Origin of the sequence: Citrobacter sp. Cf072, from assembly GCF_030334485.1 — a bacterium.
In the GTDB taxonomy this organism is placed as follows: domain Bacteria; phylum Pseudomonadota; class Gammaproteobacteria; order Enterobacterales; family Enterobacteriaceae; genus Citrobacter; species Citrobacter freundii.
Genome location: NZ_JAOWDX010000046.1, coordinates 194,677 through 213,885 on the forward strand (window position 1 = coordinate 194,677; position 19,209 = coordinate 213,885).

The 19,209-nt window shown below is 53.3% G+C and carries 16 protein-coding genes; 6 read left to right on the top strand and 10 right to left on the bottom strand.

The genetic code is table 11. The annotated features are described in order from the left end of the window. Positions 1-19: 19 nt before the first annotated feature. The 8 genes from kefC to OGX66_RS18115 all read right to left on the bottom strand — a co-directional run bounded on the left by kefC (position 20) and on the right by OGX66_RS18115 (position 7,671). Entirely contained in the window at positions 20-1,882 is a 1,863-nt protein-coding gene (gene kefC, locus OGX66_RS18080) for a glutathione-regulated potassium-efflux system protein KefC (RefSeq protein WP_088902755.1), read from the bottom strand. After that, positions 1,875-2,405, bottom strand: a complete 531-nt coding sequence (gene kefF, locus OGX66_RS18085) for a glutathione-regulated potassium-efflux system oxidoreductase KefF (RefSeq protein ID WP_286512032.1) — start codon at positions 2,403-2,405, stop codon at positions 1,875-1,877. The genes kefC and kefF overlap by 8 nt, the downstream gene beginning before the upstream one ends. 103 nt (positions 2,406-2,508) lie before the next feature. Next, entirely contained in the window at positions 2,509-2,742 is a 234-nt protein-coding gene (locus OGX66_RS18090; protein WP_003018880.1) for a YgdI/YgdR family lipoprotein, read from the bottom strand. 91 nt (positions 2,743-2,833) lie between these two features. Continuing rightward, a complete protein-coding gene (locus tag OGX66_RS18095; RefSeq protein WP_003845694.1) occupies positions 2,834-4,177 on the bottom strand; it encodes an MFS transporter in 1,344 nt (447 codons plus the stop codon). A gap of 147 nt (positions 4,178-4,324) precedes the next feature. Then, positions 4,325-4,612 carry a ferredoxin-like protein FixX gene (gene fixX, locus OGX66_RS18100; RefSeq protein WP_000203736.1) on the bottom strand — a complete coding sequence of 96 codons (288 nt, stop codon included), beginning with the start codon at positions 4,610-4,612 and terminating at the stop codon, positions 4,325-4,327. Continuing rightward, entirely contained in the window at positions 4,609-5,895 is a 1,287-nt protein-coding gene (locus OGX66_RS18105; RefSeq protein WP_003018887.1) for an FAD-dependent oxidoreductase, read from the bottom strand. Before OGX66_RS18105 ends, fixX begins: the two co-directional genes overlap by 4 nt. Positions 5,896-5,943: 48 nt before the next feature. Then, positions 5,944-6,885 carry an electron transfer flavoprotein subunit alpha/FixB family protein gene (locus OGX66_RS18110; RefSeq protein ID WP_016149531.1) on the bottom strand — a complete coding sequence of 314 codons (942 nt, stop codon included), beginning with the start codon at positions 6,883-6,885 and terminating at the stop codon, positions 5,944-5,946. A 15-nt stretch (positions 6,886-6,900) separates the two neighbouring features. Continuing rightward, positions 6,901-7,671, bottom strand: a complete 771-nt coding sequence (locus OGX66_RS18115; protein ID WP_088902756.1) for an electron transfer flavoprotein FixA — start codon at positions 7,669-7,671, stop codon at positions 6,901-6,903. Positions 7,672-8,151: 480 nt separating this feature from the next. On the opposite strand from OGX66_RS18115, the gene caiT reads away from it, so the two are divergent. The 6 genes from caiT to caiE all read left to right on the top strand — a co-directional run bounded on the left by caiT (position 8,152) and on the right by caiE (position 15,227). Continuing rightward, the gene (caiT, locus tag OGX66_RS18120; protein WP_003018896.1) at positions 8,152-9,669 is read left to right on the top strand and encodes an L-carnitine/gamma-butyrobetaine antiporter; all 1,518 of its coding nucleotides are present in this window, start codon (positions 8,152-8,154) and stop codon (positions 9,667-9,669) included. Between the two features lie 34 nt (positions 9,670-9,703). After that, positions 9,704-10,846 carry a crotonobetainyl-CoA dehydrogenase gene (gene caiA, locus OGX66_RS18125; RefSeq protein WP_003018898.1) on the top strand — a complete coding sequence of 381 codons (1,143 nt, stop codon included), beginning with the start codon at positions 9,704-9,706 and terminating at the stop codon, positions 10,844-10,846. Between the two features lie 105 nt (positions 10,847-10,951). Beyond that, positions 10,952-12,169 carry an L-carnitine CoA-transferase gene (gene caiB, locus OGX66_RS18130; protein ID WP_003837364.1) on the top strand — a complete coding sequence of 406 codons (1,218 nt, stop codon included), beginning with the start codon at positions 10,952-10,954 and terminating at the stop codon, positions 12,167-12,169. Positions 12,170-12,230: 61 nt separating this feature from the next. Then, on the top strand, positions 12,231-13,784 hold the full coding sequence (gene caiC / locus OGX66_RS18135) for a crotonobetaine/carnitine-CoA ligase (RefSeq protein ID WP_003845685.1): 1,554 nt from the start codon (positions 12,231-12,233) through the stop codon (positions 13,782-13,784). A 54-nt stretch (positions 13,785-13,838) separates the two neighbouring features. Further along, positions 13,839-14,624 carry a crotonobetainyl-CoA hydratase gene (caiD, locus tag OGX66_RS18140; protein ID WP_003845683.1) on the top strand — a complete coding sequence of 262 codons (786 nt, stop codon included), beginning with the start codon at positions 13,839-13,841 and terminating at the stop codon, positions 14,622-14,624. 6 nt (positions 14,625-14,630) lie between these two features. Further along, a complete protein-coding gene (gene caiE, locus OGX66_RS18145; RefSeq protein ID WP_003845681.1) occupies positions 14,631-15,227 on the top strand; it encodes a carnitine operon protein CaiE in 597 nt (198 codons plus the stop codon). Between the two features lie 75 nt (positions 15,228-15,302). Here caiE and caiF read toward each other — a convergent pair whose 3' ends face one another. Both caiF and carB read right to left on the bottom strand, forming a co-directional pair. After that, entirely contained in the window at positions 15,303-15,698 is a 396-nt protein-coding gene (gene caiF, locus OGX66_RS18150; RefSeq protein WP_003018912.1) for a carnitine metabolism transcriptional regulator CaiF, read from the bottom strand. 273 nt (positions 15,699-15,971) lie between these two features. Next, entirely contained in the window at positions 15,972-19,199 is a 3,228-nt protein-coding gene (gene carB, locus OGX66_RS18155; RefSeq protein WP_088902757.1) for a carbamoyl-phosphate synthase large subunit, read from the bottom strand. Positions 19,200-19,209: the final 10 nt, after the last annotated feature.

Consider the following 19,209-nt stretch of genomic DNA (forward strand, 5'->3'; position numbering starts at 1 on the left):
GAACATCACATTTTTTACCCTATGCTGACGGTTTCACTTCCGGCTCATCGGCGACGTCGCCCGTATGCTTACCTTCATCCGTGCCTTGCCAGCCATGGCGTTGAATTAACGATAAGTGCTGACGATCTTCCGCAATAATTTCACTCAGCATTGCGCTGGTGCGTTTATAAACGGCCGCGCGGGAAGTCGCGTCATTTTCCCCTTTCACCATCTCCTCTACCATCATGGTATTGAATCGGCGGAATACGTCCGCCCGCTCACGTGCCTCATAGCGCCCAAGCCCGAGACCCTCCAACGCCAGACGTCCGGTCTTCAGTGCACCTTCAAAGGTTTCGCGTTCCGGCATATCCACGCCCGCCTGGCGCAGGCGGATGTAATGATCCACATCGCGCGCACGAGCAATAATTTGCAGATGCGGGAAATGCTCTTTCACCATTTCGGTTAACTGCAGGCTGGTTTGCGGATCGTCAATGGCATTAATAATGACTTCAGCTTTCGCCGCCCCGGCAGACTCCAGCAGATCCATCCGGGTCGCATCGCCATAGAAAACCTTCATCCCGAATTTACGCAGCGTTTCGATATGGTCCGGGTCATGATCAAGAACCACCATTTTGACCCCACTCGACAACAACAGACGACCGGTTATCTGGCCAAATCGCCCAAATCCAGCGATGATCACCCGCGGTTGCTCCTCATCAATTTCATCGGCTTCCCGCTCTTCCGAAGTCGCCGATTTTTCCAGACGCGTCAAAATCACCAGCAAAATCGGCGTAGCCGCCATCGACAACGCCACCGCCAGCGTCAGCGATTTCGCCCAGTCAGGATCGAGCACATTTGCCATTTGCGCCGCGCCAAACACCACAAAGGCAAACTCACTGCCCTGCCCTAACAATACGGCAAAGCAGCGACGCTGCTTGTTCGGCACCTGCAACGGTTTCGCTATCAACCACAGCATGACGGTTTTGATAACCAGGAAACCGACCAGCAAAATGATAATGCGCAAGGGATTATCAATCAGCGTACCAAAGTCGATAGACATCCCCACGCCAATGAAAAACAGTCCCAGCAGCAATCCTTTAAATGGCTCAATGTCGCTTTCCAGCGCGTGGCGATACTCAGAGCTCGCCAGCAGCACCCCGGCCAGGAAGGCCCCCATCGCCATCGACAGGCCAACCTCTTCCAGGAGCAGACCGAAGCCAAACACGAGGAACAGCGCAACGGCACTGAATACTTCCCGCAGGCCCGAACGCGCAACAAAACGCAAGGCCGGACGTGTGACATAACGCCCCAATACCACCACCAATACCAGTGCGCCCGCTACCTTCAGGGCTGACAATGCAAACGCCCCAAGCGTAGTCGATGCGCCGCTCGCCGCCAGTAACGGGATCATCGCCACCAATGGAATAGCGGCGATATCCTGGAACAGCAGCACGGCAAACGCGCTGCGGCCCATTTGCGAAACCATCAGGTTGCGTTCATTCATTGCCTGCATAGCGATAGCCGTTGAGGAAAGCGCCAGCGTCATGCCGATCAGTTCCGCTACCTGCCAGCGCAGGCCAAGGAACATACAGAACAAACCAATTAAGCCGCCGCAAACCACCATCTGTAGCGCACCGCCGCCGAACACCGATGCCCGCAATTTCCACAAACGTTGCGGATCCAGCTCCAGACCGATGACAAACAGCATCAGTACCACACCGATCTCCGCAAAATGCAGGATGGATTCGGCGTCCGTCACCAGCCTCAGCCCCCAGGGTCCGATAATGCATCCGGCGATGAGATACCCCAGTACCGACCCTAATCCCAGCCGTACGGCGATGGGTACAATCAGCGCCGCCGATCCGAGATAAATCAGCGCCTGTATCAGCGTATGGCTATCCATGGTGTGCCTCCTGCCATTCCATCAGACGCTGTTTGTAGTGACGCGCCTGCGCTTGCAGCGTTTCATCATCACAGATAAACGTACAGTGCATCGCAAACGGCGGCAGCCATTTGAGGCCGCAATAGAGCGCTGTTGCCTGTAAAGGCTGAGAAAGCACATCAAATCCGGGATGGGAGCCAATATCGAAGTGGTTTTCACCGCCGCCGGTCGTCACCGCCCACAGCAGTTGTTTACTGTGCAGCGCAGTACCACCATGGCCATACGCCCAGCCGTGCGAAAGGACTTTATCCATCCACAGCTTGAGTAATGGAGGTGTGCTGTACCACTGCATCGGATGCTGCCAGATGATCAAATCAGCGCGCGCCAGCGCATCCTGTTCAGCGGCAATATCGATATTGAAGTCGGGGTAGAGCTGGTAGAGCGAGCGTATCTCCACGCCCTCCAGCGTCCTTGCCTGTTCAAGCATCCGCTTATTCGCATGCGAATGCTGCGGATAGGGATGCGCATAAATGATGAGAATCATGATTAGCCTGTGTCACTGCATTATTGTAATAACAGTGAGTTTAGTCACTTAATCCACAGGCTAACAGTCAATATTATTGAGTGGCTGAATGGAGAAAACTGAACTAGTTGTCCAGTTCGCTCATATCCTTAACCTGATCGCGGTTAATCTGTTCCGTCTTACCCGTCTGAGCATTTTTGTACGACACCAGACCAGTATCATCATCAACCTGCGGTTTGCCGTCAGTGACGATTGTTTTGCCATCGGTGGTTTTAACCGCCTGGTTTGAGGAACAACCGGCCACGGTAAACAGTGCTGCTGCGGTAAAAATTGAGGTGATCAGGATATGTTTTTGCATGGTGTTCTCCCTGCTTTTCAGTTGTTTTCAGTGATATACCCAGTTAACTGTAGGCTAACTGACTGAGTTGCAGGGAAAATACAGAACACTCCTAATAGCCCGCCCTGGTCACGGGCTTACTGCGAATCGTCATTTGACTGGTTTGCGCCAGCGTCAGACCTCGCGTTTCCGGGGCGAAAGCGATGGACACAAGCAGGCCTATCAGCGAAATTCCTGCGCCCATCAGCATGACATTGCTGATACCGTATTTGGTGATGAATACCGGCAGCGCCCAGGTTGAAACAATAGTACCGATGCGGCTTAAGGACATAATCACCCCGACGGCAGACGCGCGAATGTCGGTAGGGAACAGCTCGTTTGGGTATAGCCACTGCAGGTTTCCCGGTCCCCCCGAGAAAAACGCGTACACGGCAAACGCCAGCACTACCAGCCACGCCCCCATATCAGGAATTAACCCCAGTACAGCCAGCGCCAGCGTCATCATAATAAAACTGCCAATCAACAGCGGTCGGCGGCCCGCGCTATTGAGCCAGAACATGGGAGGAATACACCCCAGCATAAAGCACAGGCTGATTACCACATTGCCCAACGCGGCGCTTTTCCCGGCACCAAGCCCCAATAGTCCAACAATCTGCGGACCAAAGGTATAAATGGCGAACATCGGGATCACCTGACAGGTCCAGATAGCGGCAACAAACAGGACAAACGGGAAGTGTCGGCGATTAAACAACTGAAGGAAACGCGTCTCCTGCGGCGCCTCTTCGTCGAACACCACCGGTTCGCCGAACAGTTTGATCATCATCGCTTCACACTCTTTCACCCGACCTTTACGCAGCAGCCAGCGCGGCGATTCAGGAAGATCGAAGCGCCCAATCAGGATCAAAATACAGGGGATCACCGCGCTGCCCAGCATCCAGCGCCACCCTCCCTCAACATCATACAGCCAGTAACCGACCAGATCGGCACAGGTGGCGCCGACATACCACATCGCGGCGATAAAACCGATGGAGAAAGCGCGCTGGCGGGTATTGGAGAACTCGGTAATCATCGAGGTAGCAATCGGATAATCGGCACCAATCACAATGCCGATCAGCACACGCATCACCAACAGCTCAACGGGCGAGGAAACAAACATGGTTGCTGCCGATATCACGCCAATGGCGATAATATCGATGATGAACATTTTGCGCCGCCCGACCTTATCGGAAATGTAGCCAAACAGCGACGTCCCCACAAACAGACCGGCGAGCGTGCCGGCACCCAGCAGACCAATCCACTGTGCGTCCAGTTTCAATGCTGGCGTGAGCTGTTCCAGCGCTACGCCAATCATCACCAGCACATAACCATCCAGAAATGGCCCACCGCTTCCCCACAGCATTATCCGGCGGTGAATAGAGGTAAATTTGATGTCATCAAAGTTCCTGGGCTGCTGCATAGCGACTTCCTGTTTCAACACGGGCAAAGCGTCATCTATAGGCCGGATAAGGCGTTTACGCCCCCATCCGGCACTGGCGTCACATGATTGCCGGATGGCGACGCTAGCGCGTCTTATCCGGCCTACGGGTGCACAACCTCGCACTTATTAACCGTAGCGAAACTCCACGCCAAATGTCCCACGCGGGTATTCCCACTTTTCCAGCGCTGTATCGAGCCCGAGAATGCGGCACGTTCCGCACTCCAGGCATCCGGCGTAATCAAACCGTACGCTGCCGTCGTCCTGCTTTTTATACAGCCCTGCAGGACAGGCCTTAATCAGCACTTCCAGCGCCTGTTTATCAGGATCGGTTTTGAGAATGATATGCGGGCTGTCTTCATCGACATTGAACTTATTGACGCCCAGTTTGACGTCCACATTGACGGGAGATGTCATAATACGGTCACTCCTTTCAGGCCATCTTTCATCAGGTTGATGAAACCCACTTTCTTCGCATGGCGTAGGATTTTTTTACGCATTGGCACTGGGGCGGAACCATCTACGGTGAACAGGTCGCGTGCGATACTGACCGCCATTTCGGGATAGGCGGTAAACATGCGCGGGTTATCAAGAAAAGCAGGAAGCTTCTGGTACATACGCATATCGCGCATCGGGCCATCGTCCAGATGCTGACGGTATTCACCCAGCGACTGCTTGCTAAAGTCGTCACGCTTCATCGCTGAAAGCACCGTTTTCGCCGCCGCTTCGCCTGCGGAAATGGCGAGATCCATACCGCGAATGGTAAAGCCGAGGTTCATACACATTCCGGCAGCGTCACCGGCAATCAGCACACCGTCCCCCACCAGTTCTGGCTGCATATTCATACCGGCTTCAGGTACCACGTGCGCGGCATATTCCACCAGCTTGCCACCGGCGATCAGTGGGGCAACCGCCGGATGCTGTTTGAAATCTTCCAGCATTTGCGGGACCGATTTTTTCGCGTCTTTCAGGTGATGAAGGCCGCAGACCAGCCCCAGAGAAAGGGTCGTTTCATTCGTATAGAGAAAGCCACCACCCATCAATCCATCAGTTGGCGAACCGGCAAACAGGCAAGCTGCACCTTCGTTCCCCTGTAACTGGAAACGATCTTCAATTACCGATTTTGGCAGTTCGATCAGCTCTTTTACGCCGACGGCAACATGCGATGCCTCGACGCGCTTTGCCATACCCAGCTTTTCAGCCAGCAGAGAATTCACCCCGTCGGCGAGGATCACCACTTTGGCTTCCAGAATATCGCCGTCGGCTTCCACGCCCACGACTTTACCCTCGCGCTGCACAACGTTATCCACACGAATACCGGTGATGAGCTGGGCGCCCGCCTCCTCGGCCTGCTCCATCAGCCAGGCGTCAAATTTGCTACGTAAGACGGAATAAGAAACCTGCGACGATGCGGCCTCTTCACCATTGCAATAGTCGATGGTCATCGCCCCTTTGTCGGTCATAAAGGCGAGCTTTTCGTGGGTGATTATGCGTTCAATGGGGGCCTGCTCAGCAAAACCGGGAATGATGCGCTCCAGGCTATGCGCATACATGCGCCCACCGGTGACATTCTTCGCGCCAGCAGAATTGCCGCGCTCGATAACCAGCACCTGTGCACCTTCCCGAGCCAGCACCAGCGCCGCAACCGAACCAGCCAGACCTGCACCCACTATGATGGCATCAAAGATATCTTCGGACATACGTACTCCTGTCAGCGGCAGGATACCTTCGCATCCTGCCCGAATGGTTTAACGCGCTAAGGCAGCCGTCAGCGCAGGCAGGATCTTCAGCGCATCGCCAACGATGCCATAATCTGCATACTGGAAAATCGGCGCATTTTTGTCTTTGTTGATGGCGAAAATCGTCTGTGCGCCGTTGGCGCCGACCATATGTTGGATCTGCCCGGAGATCCCCACGGCCAGATACAGTTCAGGCTTAAGCATCAGGTTGGAGATGCCGACGTAGCGTTCATGCTCCATCCACTTCTCGTTTTCCGCCACCGGACGGGAACAGGCCAACTCAGCGCCAATCGTTTGGCACAGCGCTTCTGCCAGCGAGATATTTTCTTTGCTACCAATACCGCGTCCCACGCTGACCACCAGACGGGCTTTGTCGAGATCGACGCTGTTGCTCTGACGCGCCTGAGTTGCCGTACGGGTCACGACAATGGCCGGAGCCTGCCACTGGACGGTGTGCACCTCACCGCTGCGAGCGGTATCCGGTTGCTGCGCGTCAAACGTTCCGCTACTGAGAGTGATCACGGCAAACGGTGAAGCGATTGTTTCTGCTCCCATCGCCAGGCCGCCGTAGACCATATGTTTGACCGCCGCTTTTCCATCCTGCACCGCGACTGCGCTGGCGTCATTTGAGACTGCAGCCGACAAGCGAAAGCCCAGCTTTGCCGCTAACAGCTTGCCCCGACGTGTATTCGGCAGCAGCACCGCGCCGCCCTCGCTGTGCTGACGAATGATTTCGGCCATCGCATCGGCGTAGTCTTCAACCATACGGTCTTCTGGTTTGCCGCTGAGCAGCCAGACATGATCCGCGCCTAAATGACATGCCGTTGCACTGTCCGCATCGCTGAGCACAAACGTGTTAACTTTTTCGCCTAAAGCCTGCGCACCTTTCATCAGTTCCGGCAGACGAGAAGGGGTATCGCTGAATACCCAGATACTGGAAAATTTGTTCATAACATCCCCTGATAATTAAATGATTTTGCGAAGATTCTCGACAAACGCGGCAATCTGTTCTTCACCGTCACCTTCAATGACAACGCGCTGACGCTCGCGCTGTTTCGGCGCAGCAACCTGTTGTGCGGAATACGCCTGCACGCTGTTCAGCCCAATGTCTGCAGGTGACCAAACCTGAACCGGTTTTTTCGCCGCACCAAGAATGGCTTTCATGGAAGGGATTTGAGGGGTGTTGATGTCAGTAGAGACCGCGATAACCGCCGGAAGCGGGATACTCAGGGTTTCAACTTCATCTTCCAGTTCACGCTCTACCGTCAGAGTGCTGTCGGTAAGAGAGAGGATTTTGCTCACGCCGTTTATCGCCGGCACGTCCAGCATTTCGCCCACCAGCAGACCAACCTGCTGAGCATAAAGATCGGAAGAACCGTCGCCGCAAATAAGCAGATCAAAACCGGATTTTTGCGCGGCGGCAGCCAGCGCAGTGGCAGTTTGTTGCGGCAGCGCCTGTTCAAATTGATCGTCAATGACAACAATCAGTTCATCAGGGCCACGGGAAAGCACATCTTTGCGCCCTTTTGCATTGGTCAGCGCTTTGCCGCCGACGCTCATGGCCACAACCTGAGCCTCTCCCAACTGCTGTTTTAACTGGCAAGCCGCTTCGATCGCATTCAGATCATATTGGCTGATTTTGCCATCTGCTTTGCTGAAATCGAGTGTTCCATCAGCATTATTAATCGCAATATCCTGCTCATCAGGTACGCATTTGTAGCAAGTAATTATCTTCATTGCATCTCCAGAAATCATGAAGGAAACGTATTTATATCGGCGGTGTTAAATACAGATATCACGCTCTTTAATTCGGAAATAAAACCTTAATCACCAATATTGAAAATGTCACACATTGAAATTCGTAACTTTCAATAGTGTTACATGCCTCACCAATATTGAAAGAATCACGTCAAATATGAAAATTTTCAATATTGTCTGCTGGTTCAACAATATTGAACGCCAGTCACTTAAAAAAGTTAAAAAACCAACACCAAGACTATGATTAATAAGTAAATCATCTAGATTTCCAGACAAAATAACCAGCATAAAAAAGTGTGACGCAGATAACAGAATAGCCGGAAATGAATACCCATTATGAGTTACTCACTGAGGCGCCCCAGAGGTTAAAAAGTCATCAACAAATCATTAATAATAAATAAACAAACGATCACATACGGGCACGCTAAATAAATTTCGTTTTCACACTGGAATTCACTTATGAAAAATGAAAAGAGAAAATCGGGAATTGAACCGAAGGTTTTTTTTCCGCCATTAATAATTGTTGGGATACTTTGTTGGCTAACAGTAAGAGATCTTGATGCCGCTAACGTCGTTATTAATGCGGTATTCAGTTATGTCACCAACGTCTGGGGTTGGGCATTCGAATGGTATATGGTCGTCATGCTCTTCGGCTGGTTCTGGTTAGTCTTTGGCCCGTATGCCAAAAAGAAATTAGGCGACGAAAAACCCGAGTTTAGTACCGCCAGCTGGATTTTTATGATGTTCGCCTCCTGTACATCCGCCGCGGTGCTGTTCTGGGGTTCCATCGAGATCTACTACTATATCTCTACCCCGCCGTTCGCTTTGGAGCCCAATTCCACGGGTGCGAAAGAGATCGGTCTGGCGTACAGCCTGTTCCACTGGGGGCCGTTGCCGTGGGCAACCTACAGCTTCCTTTCCGTGGCCTTCGCCTATTTCTTCTTTGTGCGCAAGATGGACGTCATCCGTCCCAGCTCCACGCTGGTACCGTTAGTGGGCGAAAAGCATGCGAAAGGGCTGTTCGGCACCATCGTTGATAACTTCTACCTGGTGGCGCTGATCTTCGCGATGGGTACCAGCCTCGGTCTGGCGACGCCGCTGGTAACCGAGTGTATGCAATGGCTGTTCGGTATTCCGCATACGCTGCAACTCGACGCCATCATCATTACCTGCTGGATCATTCTGAACGCCATTTGCGTAGCCTGTGGCCTGCAAAAAGGAGTCAGAATCGCCAGCGACGTGCGTAGCTACCTGAGCTTCCTGATGCTGGGCTGGGTGTTTATCGTCAGCGGCGCCAGCTTCATCATGAACTACTTCACCGACTCGGTCGGCATGCTGCTGATGTATCTGCCGCGCATGCTGTTCTATACCGATGCCATCGGTAAAGGCGGATTCCCGCAGGGCTGGACTGTTTTCTACTGGGCGTGGTGGGTCATTTACGCCATCCAGATGAGTATCTTCCTGGCGCGTATTTCTCGTGGTCGTACCGTACGTGAACTGTGCTTTGGGATGGTGCTGGGCCTGACCGCTTCCACCTGGATCCTGTGGACAGTCCTTGGCAGCAACACGCTGCTGCTGATGGATAAAAACATTCTCAACATCCCGCAGCTGATTGAACAACACGGCGTGGCGCGCGCCATTATCGAAACCTGGGCCGCATTGCCATTCAGCACCGCCACCATGTGGGGCTTCTTTATCCTCTGCTTTATTGCCACCGTCACGCTAATTAACGCCTGCTCCTACACCCTGGCGATGTCCACCTGTCGCGAAGTTCGTGATGGTGAAGAACCGCCGCTGTTGGTGCGTATCGGTTGGTCCGTTCTGGTCGGCGTCATCGGCATCGTTCTACTGGCGCTGGGCGGGCTGAAGCCGATACAGACCGCGATTATCGCCGGAGGATGCCCGCTGTTCTTCGTCAACATCATGGTGACGCTGTCCTTTATTAAAGACGCCAAAGTGCACTGGAAAGACAAGTAATTCTTATTAACCCAATTGATCAAGAGGCTGAAAGATGGATTTCAACTTAAATGACGAGCAGGAACTGTTTGTCGCCGGTATTCGTGAACTGATGGCCAGTGAGAACTGGGAAGCTTATTTTGCCGAGTGCGATCGCGACAGCGTCTACCCTGAGCGTTTTGTAAAAGCACTGGCGGATATGGGCATCGATAGCCTGTTGATCCCGGAAGAACACGGCGGGCTGGAAGCCGGTTTTGTCACCGTTGCCGCCGTCTGGATGGAACTCGGACGTCTTGGCGCACCGACTTACGTGTTGTACCAATTACCTGGCGGTTTTAACACTTTTCTGCGTGAAGGTACCCAAGAGCAAATTGATAAAATCATGGCGTTCCAGGGGACCGGTAAGCAGATGTGGAACTCGGCGATCACAGAACCGGGAGCGGGATCGGATGTTGGCAGTCTGAAAACCACTTATACACGCAAAAATGGTAAGGTTTATCTTAATGGCAGTAAGTGCTTTATCACCAGTAGCGCCTATACCCCGTACATCGTAGTGATGGCGAGAGATGGTGCATCGCCGGATAAACCTGTTTATACCGAGTGGTTTGTTGACATGAGCAAGGCGGGTATCAAGGTCAACAAACTGGAGAAACTCGGTCTGCGCATGGATAGCTGCTGTGAAATCACCTTTGATGACGTTGAACTGGACGAGAAAGACATGTTCGGTCGGGAAGGTAATGGCTTCAATCGTGTGAAAGAAGAGTTTGACCATGAACGCTTCCTCGTCGCACTGACCAACTACGGTACGGCAATGTGCGCTTTTGAAGACGCAGCGCGTTATGCCAACCAACGCGTACAGTTTGGCGAAACGATCGGCCGTTTCCAGCTGATTCAGGAGAAGTTCGCGCACATGGCGATCAAACTGAACTCCATGAAAAACATGCTGCTGGAAGCCGCATGGAAAGCGGATAACGGCACTATTACCTCGGGCGACGCGGCCATGTGCAAATACTTCTGCGCCAACGCGGCATTTGAAGTGGTAGACACCGCCATGCAGGTGCTGGGTGGCGTGGGTATCGCGGGTAACCATCGCATCACGCGCTTCTGGCGTGACCTGCGCGTTGACCGTGTTTCTGGTGGTTCTGACGAAATGCAGATCCTGACGTTGGGTCGTGCGGTATTGAAGCAATACCGTTGATTCGTTCGTTTCGTAGGCCGGATAAGGCGTTTACGCCACCATCCGGCAATATGCCCGGTGGCGCTGCGCTTACCGGGCCTACAAAAAAATGCCAGGAGAAAAATGATGAATCATTTACCAATGCCATCCTTCGGCCCGCTTTCCGGGGTACGCGTTGTCTTTTCAGGGATCGAAATTGCCGGTCCGTTCGCCGGACAGATGTTCGCCGAATGGGGTGCTGAGGTTATCTGGATTGAAAACGTCGCATGGGCCGATACCATCCGCGTGCAACCTAACTATCCGCAGCTATCACGCCGTAATCTGCATGCCCTGTCGCTGAATATTTTCAAAGATGAAGGCCGGGAAGCGTTTCTGAAGCTGATGGAAACCACCGATATTTTCATTGAAGCCAGTAAAGGCCCGGCCTTTGCCCGCCGCGGTATTACCGATGAAGTGCTGTGGGAACATAACCCGAAACTGGTTATCGCCCACCTTTCCGGCTTCGGCCAGTTTGGTACCGAGGAGTACACCAATCTTCCGGCGTATAACACCATCGCACAGGCGTTCAGTGGCTATCTGATCCAAAACGGTGACGTGGATCAGCCAATGCCAGCCTTTCCGTACACCGCCGATTACTTCTCCGGGATGACCGCGACGACAGCGGCGCTGGCGGCTCTGCACAAAGTCCGCGAAACGGGTAAAGGTGAAAGCATCGATATCGCCATGTACGAGGTGATGCTGCGCATGGGTCAGTATTTCATGATGGATTACTTCAACGGCGGCGAAATTTGCCCACGCATGACCAAAGGCAAAGACCCGTATTACGCTGGCTGCGGCCTGTATAAATGCGCCGATGGCTATATCGTCATGGAGCTGGTCGGCATCACGCAAATCAACGAGTGCTTCAAAGATATTGGCCTCGCCCACATTCTTGGCACACCGGAAGTACCGGAAGGCACCCAGCTTATCCATCGCGTGGAATGCCCTTACGGCCCGCTCGTGGAAGAGAAACTGGACGCGTGGCTGGCAACACACACCATCGCCGAAGTCCAGGCGCGTTTTGCTGAGCTGAATATCGCCTGCGCGAAGGTGCTGACCATTCCGGAACTGGAAGGCAACCCTCAGTACGTTGCTCGTGAATCCATTACTCAGTGGCAAACAATGGATGGCCGCACCTGCAAAGGGCCAAACATCATGCCGAAATTTAAAAACAACCCGGGGAAAATCTGGCGTGGCATGCCGTCACATGGCATGGATACTGCCGCCATTCTGAAAAACATTGGTTATAGCGAAGCAGACATAAATGAGCTGGTCGGCAAAGGCCTGGCCAGAGTTGAGGAATAAACGCGACGCGCTGACCGCTCATTGGTTAGCGCTCACGCCTGATTTCAGTGGATAAAGCAATATGGATATCGTTGGCGGACAAAACTTACGTCAGATGTGGGACGACCTGGCCGGGGTGTACGGAGATAAAACGGCGTTAATTTTCGAATCCTGCGAAGGAGTCGTTCGGCAGTTTAGCTATGCATCGCTCAATGAAGAGATTAACCGCACGGCAAACCTGTTCCATTCCTTAGGGATCCGCAAGGGCGATAAGGTCGCATTGCATCTGGATAACTGTCCGGAATTCATTTTTTGCTGGTTTGGGCTGGCAAAAATTGGCGCCATTATGGTACCGATTAATGCCCGTTTACTGGGCGAAGAAAGTGCCTGGATCCTACAAAACAGCCAGGTAAGCCTGCTGGTCACCAGCGCCCAGTTTTATCCTATGTACCGCCAGATACGGCTGGAAAATACCACACCGCTTAATCATATCTGTCTGATTGGCGAACAGCTTCCGGTTGACGACGGCGTGAGCCACTTTACCCAACTGCAATCCCGCCAGTCGACTACGCTGTGTTATACGCCCGCGTTATCCACTGACGATACGGCGGAAATTCTGTTTACCTCAGGCACCACTTCACGGCCTAAAGGGGTGGTGATTACCCACTACAACCTGCGTTTTGCAGGCTACTACACTTCCTGGCAAATCGCTCTGCGCGATGATGACGTCTACATGACGGTGATGCCCGCTTTTCATATCGACTGTCAGTGTACCGCCGCAATGCCCGCATTCTCCGCTGGCAGCACCTTTGTGCTGCTAGAGAAGTACAGTGCCAGGGCGTTCTGGAATCAGGTGCATAGATATAAGGCGACGGTTACCGAATGCATTCCGATGATGATCAGAACGCTGATGGTACAACCTGCCGCGCCAACCGACAGACAGCATCACCTGCGCGAGGTAATGTTCTATCTCAATTTATCCGCACAGGAAAAAGACGCCTTTACCGAACGCTTTGGCGTCAGGCTGCTGACCTCCTACGGTATGACTGAAACCATCGTCGGTATTATCGGCGACCGTCCCGGTGACAAACGACGCTGGCCCTCCATTGGCCGCGTGGGATTTAGCTATGAAGCCGAAATCCGTGACGATCACAACCGTCCCCTGCCCGCCGGAGAAATTGGCGAAATCTGTATTAAAGGCGTGCCGGGCAAAACAATCTTCAAAGAGTACTATGCCCAGCCGGAGGCTACCGCCAAAGCGCTGGAACCTGAAGGCTGGTTACATACCGGAGATTCGGGCTATCAGGATGCGGATGGCTATTTTTATTTCGTCGACAGACGCTGCAACATGATTAAACGCGGCGGAGAAAATGTCTCCTGCGTCGAGCTGGAAAATATTATTTCTGCGCATCCGAAAATTCAGGACATTGTGGTTGTCGGTATTAAAGATTCAATCCGTGATGAAGCCATTAAAGCGTTTATCGTCCTTAATGAAGGTGAAACATTAAGCGAAGCCGAGTTCTTCAGCTTCTGCGAAAACAATATGGCGAAATTCAAGGTTCCCTCGTTTATGGAGATAAGAACCGACCTGCCGCGCAATTGTTCAGGAAAAATAATCAAAAAAAATCTGAAATAACCCTCCCGGTAGGAATTCCTCCTGCCGGGAAATCTATTTATCTGGAGATGAACTATGAGTGAATCATTACATCTGACCCGTAACGGCCCGATTCTGGAAATTACCCTCGACCGGCCTAAAGCCAATGCCATTGATGCCAAAACCAGCTTTGCCATGGGTGAAGCGTTTCTTAATTTTCGTGATGACCCGGAATTACGCGTAGCGATAATCACCGGCGGCGGTGAGAAATTCTTTTCTGCGGGCTGGGACTTAAAAGCAGCGGCTGAAGGTGAAGCGCCGGATGCCGATTTTGGCCCAGGCGGCTTTGCCGGTTTAACCGAAATTTTCGACCTTAATAAACCGGTCATCGCTGCTGTAAACGGCTATGCGTTTGGCGGTGGTTTTGAATTAGCGCTGGCGGCGGATTTTATCGTCTGCGCGGAAAATGCCAGCTTCGCGCTACCGGAAGCCAAGCTCGGGATCGTACCTGACAGCGGAGGCGTTCTGCGTCTGCCGAAGCTACTGCCACCGGCTATCGTCAACGAAATGATGATGACCGGCAGACGAATGAGTGCCGAAGAAGCGCTGCGTTGGGGTATCGTCAACCGCGTTGTCAGCCAGAGCGAACTGATGGATAGTGCGCGCGAACTGGCGCAGCAGCTAGTGAATAGCGCCCCGCTGGCGATCGCCGCGCTGAAAGAGATTTACCGTTCGACCAGCGAAATGCCGGTAGAAGAAGGCTACCGCTACATCCGCAGCGGCGTGCTGAAGCACTATCCGTCAGTGCTGCACTCCGAAGATGCGCTCGAAGGACCGCAGGCGTTTGCGGAAAAACGCGATCCGGTGTGGAAAGGACGCTGATAACAGATGAGCTATTACGCCTTTGAAGGCCTGATTCCGGTAGTGCATCCAGAGGCGTATGTTCATCCCAGCGCTGTGTTGATTGGTGATGTGATCGTGGGGGCTGGCGTCTACGTCGGCCCGCATGCCTCACTGCGCGGTGACTATGGTCGCCTGATTCTGGAGGCAGGTTCTAACTTGCAGGATGGCTGCATCATGCACGGTTATTGCGACACTGACACCATCGTGCATGAGAATGGGCATATCGGCCATGGCGCAATCCTGCACGGTTGCGTGGTGGGCAGGGACGCGCTGATCGGCATGAACAGCGTCATTATGGACGGCGCAGTGATTGGTGAAGAGAGCATTGTCGCCGCCATGAGCTTTGTCAAAGCCGGATTTCAGGGGGAGGCAAGGCAGATGCTGGTGGGCTCACCTGCTCGCGTATTGCGTGAAGTCACGGACCAGGAGCTGCACTGGAAACGGTTAAACACCAAAGAGTATCAGGATCTTGCGGTCCGCTGCCGGACAGGTTTACGCGAAACGCAGCCATTAACGCAAGTCGAAGAACACCGGCCGCGCCTGAAAGGCACGACGGACGTAAAACCCAAATCAGCACAGTAATTGATGCCGGATTCGCTCACGCTTATCCGGCCTACGCGTCAACCACCGTTTATACCGCCATCAGGCAACTGACAATTAGCGACGCATACTCTTGGAGAGCATCATCTGCCATTTCTGCTCACGGTTGAGCTCTGTTGGGGGAACGGCAGACAGCCGCGGCGTTTTCGCCACACTCACCTTTTTTTCCTGCAAATTGTGGCTCAATCGGTTGTAGAGGTGAGAATCAATACTGATGACTTTTACCAGACGCTGGCACTGGCAGCCCCGGCCTGCAATCTGATTAGGGATCATCTTAACTTCACAAACAATTTCTCCCACTTCCGACAGAATATAAGAGAGCGTATTAATTGCTTTGCAGTGTTCAATATCAAAATGGCGGGAAATTTCCTTTGCGGTGATCCAACGATCTTCAGCCATCATCCAGTCAGCAATTAACAAATAAAGCGGTCTTTCAACATATTTTTCACACATAAGCACACCATTTCACAAATTAAAAATCTGGCTACGGCCTGTCCAAATTAATAAAAACTAAGCCATATTAAAATTGTGGATATAAAAGATAGTATGCGACTTGAATGTTGATTAGTGTGAGCAATATCGTGCTTATTACATTGAAAATGTGGTTATGAAACTGCATTTGGCCAGGAATGACCTTACGAGAGATAAAAAAAGGGTTTCTTTACAGAAACCCTTTCAAGATTATATTGCAGGTCCGGTTAACGCAATTATCACCGGACTCTTTGTTTATGACTTTTTGATCTGCGCGTGCATTTCCTGCACCGAGGTCACCTTCTCAGTGGCATCGGCATTCAGCGCCATCGCCGTCGCGAAACCGCCGTTCAGGGTAGTGTCATAATGCACTTTGTACTGCAGGGCGCTACGGCGAATCAGCTTAGAGTCTTCAATCGCCTGACGACCTTCGGTGGTGTTTATGATGTAAGTGTACTCGCCATTCTTGATACGGTCCTGAATGTGCGGACGCCCTTCATGCACCTTATTCACCAGACGTGGATTGATACCCGCTTCGCCCAGCACAATCGCCGTGCCGTGCGTTGCATCCAGCTCAAAACCAAACTTCAGCAGTTTCGCCGCCAGGTCAACCACGCGCTCTTTATCGCCTTCGCGAACAGAGAGCAGCGCACGCCCCTGTTTTTTCATGGTGGAGCTGCTGCCCAGCTGTGCCTTGGCGAACGCTTCCGCGAAGGTACGACCCACGCCCATCACTTCCCCGGTAGAGCGCATTTCTGGCCCTAACAGCGGGTCAACGCCCGGGAATTTGTTGAACGGCAGCACCACTTCTTTTACTGAGTAGTACGGCGGGATAACTTCTTTGGTTACGCCCTGCTGTGCCAGTGTTTTCCCGGCCATCACGCGCGCCGCAACTTTCGCCAGCGGTACGCCAGTTGCCTTGGAGACGAACGGAACGGTACGCGCCGCACGCGGGTTCACTTCAATCAGGTAAACTTCGTTATTCTTCACCGCAAACTGAACGTTCATCAGACCGCGAACCTGCAGTTCGAAGGCCAGTTTCTGCACCTGCTGACGCATCACATCCTGAATATCCTGGCTCAGGGTGTACGCTGGCAGAGAACATGCGGAGTCACCGGAGTGTACGCCCGCTTGTTCTATGTGCTCCATGATGCCGCCAATCAGCACCATTTCGCCGTCGCAGATAGCGTCCACGTCCACTTCAACCGCATCGTCAAGGAAACGGTCCAGCAGTACCGGCGCATCGTTAGAAACGCTGACCGCAGTCTGGAAGTAGCGACGCAGGTCGGCTTCGTCGTAGACAATTTCCATCGCGCGGCCGCCGAGAACATACGACGGACGCACCACCAGCGGGTAGCCAATCTCTTTCGCCTTCTCAACAGCCTGTTCGATAGCCGTTACGGTAGCGTTCGCCGGTTGCTTCAGCTTCAGACGGTCAACCGCCTGCTGGAAACGCTCACGGTCTTCCGCGCGGTCGATGGCATCCGGGCTGGTGCCGATTACCGGTACACCTGCCGCTTCCAGCGCACGCGCCAGCTTCAGCGGGGTCTGGCCGCCGTACTGTACGATGACGCCTTTCGGCTTCTCAATGCGCACGATTTCCAGTACGTCTTCCAGCGTGACCGGCTCGAAGTACAGGCGGTCGGAAGTGTCGTAATCAGTAGAGACGGTTTCCGGGTTACAGTTGACCATGATGGTCTCGTAACCGTCTTCGCGCAGCGCCAGAGAGGCGTGTACGCAGCAGTAGTCGAACTCAATGCCCTGACCGATACGGTTTGGACCACCACCCAGCACCATGATTTTATCGCGGTCGACGGACGGATTCGCTTCACATTCATCTTCATAAGTGGAGTACATATAAGCGGTGTCGGTCGCGAATTCTGCCGCACAGGTATCCACGCGCTTGTAGACCGGGTGAAGGTTATATTGGTCACGCAGTTTGCGGATTTCCGCTTCGCGAACGCCGGCCAGTTTTGCCAGACGCGCATCAGCGAAGCCTTTGCGCTTCAGTACGCGCAGGAAGTCAGCGTCGAGGCCGTTGATGCCAAGGTCAATGACTTTTTCTTCCAGGCGCACCAGCTCTTCAATCTGCACCAGGAACCAGCGGTCGATGTTGGTCAGGTTGAACACACCATCGACGGACAGGCCAGCACGGAAGGCATCGGCGATGTACCAGATACGCTCAGCGCCAGCGTCTTTCAGTTCGCGACGGATTTTGGTCAGCGCTTCCGGGTCGTCCAGGCTGACTTTCGGGTCGAAGCCGGTCGCGCCCACTTCCAGACCGCGCAGCGCTTTCTGCATCGATTCCTGCTGGGTGCGGCCAATCGCCATCACTTCACCAACAGATTTCATCTGCGTGGTCAGACGGTCATTAGCACCAACGAATTTCTCGAAGTTGAAGCGTGGAATTTTCGTCACAACGTAGTCGATGGACGGCTCAAACGAGGCCGGAGTACGGCCGCCGGTGATGTCGTTCATCAGTTCGTCGAGGGTGTAACCTACGGCCAGCTTGGCGGCGACTTTCGCAATCGGGAAGCCGGTAGCTTTGGACGCCAGCGCCGAGGAGCGGGATACGCGCGGGTTCATCTCGATGACAATCAGGCGACCGTTTTTCGGGTTTACCGCAAACTGGACGTTAGAACCGCCGGTTTCCACGCCGATTTCACGCAGTACCGCCATCGAGGCGTTACGCATGATTTGATATTCTTTGTCGGTCAGCGTCTGGGCAGGTGCTACGGTGATGGAGTCACCGGTATGGATGCCCATCGCGTCGAAGTTTTCGATGGAGCAGACGATGATGCAGTTGTCGTTTTTATCACGCACCACTTCCATCTCGTACTCTTTCCAGCCAATCAGCGATTCATCAATCAGCAGCTCGTTGGTTGGGGAAAGGTCCAGACCGCGTTCGCAAATCTCTTCGAACTCTTCACGGTTATAAGCGATACCGCCGCCGGTGCCGCCCATGGTGAAGCTAGGGCGGATAATGCACGGGAAGCCCACGTCAGCAGCAACCGCCAGCGCTTCTTCCATGGTATGGGCGATACCAGAGCGCGCGGTGTCGAGACCAATTTTCTTCATCGCGATATCAAAGCGACGACGGTCTTCTGCTTTATCAATCGCATCAGCCGTGGCACCAATCATGGTCACGCCGAACTCAGCCAGCACGCCCTGACGCTCCAGTTCCAGCGCACAGTTCAGCGCCGTCTGACCGCCCATGGTTGGCAGCACCGCATCCGGGCGCTCTTTCTCAATGATTTTGCGTACCACTTCCCAGTGAATCGGCTCGATGTAGGTGGCATCGGCCATTTCCGGGTCGGTCATGATGGTTGCCGGGTTGGAGTTCACCAGAATAACGCGGTAACCCTCTTCACGCAGGGCTTTACACGCCTGTGCGCCGGAATAGTCAAACTCACACGCCTGACCGATAACAATCGGACCCGCGCCCAGAATCAGGATACTTTTTATGTCTGTACGTTTTGGCATGGCTCTTTTA